Consider the following 4,069-nt stretch of genomic DNA (forward strand, 5'->3'; position numbering starts at 1 on the left):
TAGTAAATCGCCCCGTGGCTCGAGGTGACCAGACGTCACAACAACCCGACCTCAGCATCGAGGGACGAACGGGATCTCCGAACCTGAGCGCCCAAGTACGCTGCGACTTGCTGGGCTGGACGTTGATCGGCGGCCAACTCGGTCCATCTGAGTCCGCAACAGACTTCTACGCGTTCGTCCAGCGCGCCCCAGTGGTCGTAGACCTTCTGCTCGGTGTGGTGATCCTGCCAAGTGACCTCCCGGCCCGGCGATCGTGAGAGCCATCACGTCTTGACCTGCGTCAAGGTCGGCCCAGTGGTTCGGTGACATTCTGTGATCACAAGGACAGTACACAGTGCATCTGATCGGCGGCCCCCGCTGGAAAGAAGTGATCGTGATGGCCAACCAGGCTTCCACTCCGGACTTCCTCGAGGAGGACCAGAGCATCCGGATTGCAACGCGACTGAACTGGCTGCGAGCTGGAGTGATGGGCGCCAACGACGGGATCGTCTCGACCGCCGGGCTGGTGGTCGGCGTGGCCGGTGCCGCGGTGAGCAGCAATGCGTTGATGGCCGCAGGAATCGCGGCCCTGTCCGCGGGCGCGATGTCGATGGCGGTCGGCGAATACGTCTCGGTTGCCAGCCAGCGTGACTCACAGGCCGCCGAACTCAGCAACGAGCAGGCCGAGTTGTTGGCTGACCCGGAAGGGGAGCTCGAACAGCTCAGCCGACTGATCGAACGCGGCGGCATCGAACCCCGCTTGGCTCGAAAGGTCGCCCAACAATTGACGCACCACGATGCGCTCGGTGCACACGCCCGGCTCGAGCTCGGGATCGACCCGGATGAGCTGGTCAGCCCCTGGCATGCGGCGTGGGCCTCGATGATCGCCTTCGTCGTCGGTGGCTTGGTCCCGCTGCTCGCGATCCTGCTGACGCCACGAGCCTCCGCGGTGCCGATCACGGCAGCTGCCGTGGTGATCGCCCTCGCAGGCACCGGAGCCATTTCCGCGCACCTCGGCGGCGCAGCGAAGACCCGCGCGATGGTGCGCACGGTTGGCGGCGGAATCGCCGCCATGGCGATCACCTACGCCATCGGCCTGCTCGTCGGCACCCAGATCTGACTCGATCCTGAGTCGCCTCGACCCTGATTCACACAACCCAAGGAGGAACGACATGTTCGAACTCATTGTGGTCGCGGTCTTCGCCGCGACCCTGCTGATGGTGGCCCTTCGCCCACAAACAGCCAGCGCCCACTGCGACACGATGGACGGACCCACGGCCAAGGACGGAGAGTTGGCACTGGAGACCGGCGAGCTGGCCCACGCGATGAAGTGGGTCATGCCCGACGGGGAGGCGGAACTGAAGGAGATCTTCGACCGCGCGCTCGCCGTCCGTGGACTCGGGCAGGCACCCCAGCAGGTCGCTGACAGCTGGTTTCTGGAAAACCTGGTGCGGATCCACCGGGCCGGCGAAGGTGCGAGCTACACCGGACTCCGCCCGAAGGGGGTGCCCGTCGACGAGAAGGTGGCGGCCGCCGACCTCGCCGTCGCACAGGGAGACCTGGAGCCCCTGGTCGGCGTCATCGAGCAAGACCGCTGGGCGGAGTTGGAGCGCCGGTTCGCAGTGGTGCTGGAACGACGGGGTTACAACCCGACTGACGTCGACGCAGCCCGTCACTACGTCGAGGCATACGTGAACTTCTTCAAGTTTGCGGAAGGCCACGACCATGACCACGCTCATGACCACGCGGCTCACGCCGTCTCTGGGCACGGACACTGAACCGCCATGGACCAGGTCCTTGCCCTCGTAGCCGCCACTCTTCTGGCCGGAGTCATCGGACTCTCGCTGCGATCCCTGGGCTTCGTGACCCGGGTCGAGTCCTGGTCCATGGCTCCGTCTCTGGCGCCGGGTCAGCTCCTGCTGACCCGGCGCCGCCACGCGTCGCAGTCGATCCGTCGCGGCGATGTCGTGGTGGTCGACTCGACTGAGCTCGACCGGGCCGTGGTCAAACGGGTGCTGGGGCTCGGCGGGGAGCATGTGGAGGTCAGCGCAGCCGGGGTCCAGGTGGACGGCGACCAGGTGCCCGAGCCGTACGTCGTCCATCCGGGTGGAACGTCCGTGAGCTTCGACGTACCCCGCGGCCACCTGCTGCTGCTGGGTGACAACCGTGGGCGCTCGAGCGACAGTCGATCCTGGGAGCAGCCCTACCTCCCGGTGGAGGCGGTACGAGGCGTCGTCGTTAGCCAGCGGTGGCCTGCTCCAGCGCCTTCCGGTCGACGACCTCGACCAGGCCGCCTGCTCCGAGCCGGATGACTCCGGCATCCTGGAGTGCGGTGAGACGCCGGCTCAGCGTCTCCGGCGACGTGCCCAGGTACGCCGCCAGTTCCTTCTTCGTGGTGGGCAACCGGAACGAGGTACTGCCGGCCTCGTCCATCAGGAGCAACAACTGCTGCGCGAGGCGGTGCCTGACCGAATGGCCACCGAGTGACGAGAGCATTTGCTCGGTCGTGACGAGTCGGGTGGACACCGTCTGCAGCATCTGGACTGCGATCGAAGGATGCTCTCCCAGCAACCGGGTGAAGCGATCTCGATCGATCATGCAGAGCTCGCTCGGCTGCAACGCCACGGCGAAGTGGTCGGTGGCGGTGCCGGCGAGCAGTGCGGTCTCGCCGAGGAAGTCGCCCGGTGACATCAACCGGATGAGCTGATCGCTGCCAGATTCGGTGAGGCGATGGACCTTGACCAGCCCGCTGTGCACCACAAAGAGTCCGGTGCGATCTCCTGGCCCGTAGATGCGTTCGTCGCGTTGGTAGGGGCGGGTCACCGCTGTGGATGCGATCTGGCGCTGTGCCGACACCGGGAGGCCCGAAAAAATCGGCACCCGCCGGACCAGATTCAACAGGTGCTCCTGCTTGCTCGCCATCTCTGTGCCTCCCTCATGATCTACCCGGTGAGTGTCGACCCTCCCGGCGACACGCTATCGCTCGCCGAACACAGACGAAGCCATCAGCACGAAGCCAGTCGGGATGTGTGGCGATGGTCCGACAGGACACCTGAACGGCGGCATCACAGTCGGAGCCGGTGGAACGTCACTACATTGGACTCCATGGCTGAACAACTCTTCTGCGCAATGCCGGATGGTGACGAGGCCGGGGCCTACCTCGCCGGTGACCAGGGCCCCGGCGTCCTGTTCTACATGGACGCCATCGGACTTCGTCCGCAGATCGCGCAGATGGCCGACCGGATCGCCAACTGGGGGTACGTCGTGCTGGCGCCCAACGTCTTCTGGCGTAATGGCACTGCGACCGACCTTGCCCCGAAGGGGGACCTCACTGTGCCGGAGGACCGGGAGGCATTCTTTGCCACCGGGGTGATGGACCGGGTCGGGTCCATGACCCCGGACGTGATCGATGCCGACGCGGATGTGTGGCTCTCCGTGCTCCGCAGCGTCGACGGGGTCAGCGACGGGCCGATCGCGACCACCGGCTACTGCTTCGGTGGACGGCTGGCTCTCCGCACGGCCGCGCACCGGCCCGACGACGTGGCCGTGGTGGGAATGTTCCACACCGGCGGCATCGTCATCGACGGGCCCGACAGCCCGCACCTGGTGGTTCCACAAGTGAAGGCGCGGGTGCTGGCCGGTCACGCCGATGCAGACCCGTCCAACACACCGGAGCAGATCGCCGCCTTCGACGAAGCGCTGGCTGTGGCCGGCGTACCGCACCGGAGCGCGGTCTATCCCGACGCGGCACACGGCTACACCATGGCCGACACGTCGAGCTATCAAAAGGCAGGTGCGGAGCGGCACTTCGCCGAGCTGCGCGAAACTCTCGCCGTGGAGCTCGGCGACTGACCACGACTGGGCTCGCCCGACAAGACCCAACCACCGGTGTTACGACACGACCAGCGTGCCGAGAGCTGTGGTGAGCAGCAGCGCTACGACGAGGATCGCGGGCACGTCTTCGGCCAACAGCCCGATGAGCATCGACGCGGCGTGCAGGCGAGCGTGGCACCTCAGGCGTGTGCGGCGATCACGATGATGCTGTCTCTCGGCTAGCGCCGGTTAACTAGCCCCGTCAGGTCATGGGAAA

The 4,069-nt window shown here is 66.2% G+C and carries 5 protein-coding genes; 4 read left to right on the top strand and 1 reads right to left on the bottom strand.

What is annotated here, in order from left to right:
- Positions 1-376: 376 nt before the first annotated feature.
- Genes L1066_RS13850 through lepB form a run of 3 tightly spaced genes read left to right on the top strand, consistent with a single transcriptional unit; the run spans position 377 to position 2,291 of the window.
- Complete coding sequence (locus tag L1066_RS13850; protein WP_235736881.1) at positions 377-1,099, top strand: VIT1/CCC1 transporter family protein; 723 nt, start codon at positions 377-379, stop codon at positions 1,097-1,099.
- A 52-nt stretch (positions 1,100-1,151) separates the two neighbouring features.
- Positions 1,152-1,757, top strand: a complete 606-nt coding sequence (locus L1066_RS13855) for a DUF6448 family protein (RefSeq protein WP_235736882.1) — start codon at positions 1,152-1,154, stop codon at positions 1,755-1,757.
- A gap of 6 nt (positions 1,758-1,763) precedes the next feature.
- Positions 1,764-2,291: a signal peptidase I gene (lepB, locus tag L1066_RS13860; RefSeq protein WP_235736883.1), complete on the top strand. Its 528-nt coding sequence runs from the start codon at positions 1,764-1,766 to the stop codon at positions 2,289-2,291.
- On the opposite strand, the gene L1066_RS13865 is transcribed toward lepB, so the two are convergent.
- Positions 2,218-2,901, bottom strand: coding sequence for a Crp/Fnr family transcriptional regulator (locus L1066_RS13865; protein ID WP_235736884.1), 684 nt, complete (start codon positions 2,899-2,901; stop codon positions 2,218-2,220). The genes lepB and L1066_RS13865 overlap by 74 nt on opposite strands.
- Before the next feature lie 183 nt (positions 2,902-3,084).
- Between L1066_RS13865 and L1066_RS13870 the strand changes: the two genes are divergently transcribed.
- The gene (locus tag L1066_RS13870; RefSeq protein ID WP_235736885.1) at positions 3,085-3,831 is read left to right on the top strand and encodes a dienelactone hydrolase family protein; all 747 of its coding nucleotides are present in this window, start codon (positions 3,085-3,087) and stop codon (positions 3,829-3,831) included.
- Positions 3,832-4,069: the final 238 nt, after the last annotated feature.

The organism is Nocardioides alcanivorans (assembly GCF_021555175.1).
Lineage (GTDB): Bacteria > Actinomycetota > Actinomycetes > Propionibacteriales > Nocardioidaceae > Nocardioides > Nocardioides alcanivorans.

Coding starts and splice junctions, on each gene's coding strand:
- lepB (WP_235736883.1), top strand. CDS start 1,764: ATGGACCAGGTCCTTGCCCTCGTAGCCGCCACTCTTCTGGCCGGAGTC.
- L1066_RS13865 (WP_235736884.1), bottom strand. CDS start 2,901: ATGGCGAGCAAGCAGGAGCACCTGTTGAATCTGGTCCGGCGGGTGCCG.
- L1066_RS13850 (WP_235736881.1), top strand. CDS start 377: ATGGCCAACCAGGCTTCCACTCCGGACTTCCTCGAGGAGGACCAGAGC.
- L1066_RS13870 (WP_235736885.1), top strand. CDS start 3,085: ATGGCTGAACAACTCTTCTGCGCAATGCCGGATGGTGACGAGGCCGGG.
- L1066_RS13855 (WP_235736882.1), top strand. CDS start 1,152: ATGTTCGAACTCATTGTGGTCGCGGTCTTCGCCGCGACCCTGCTGATG.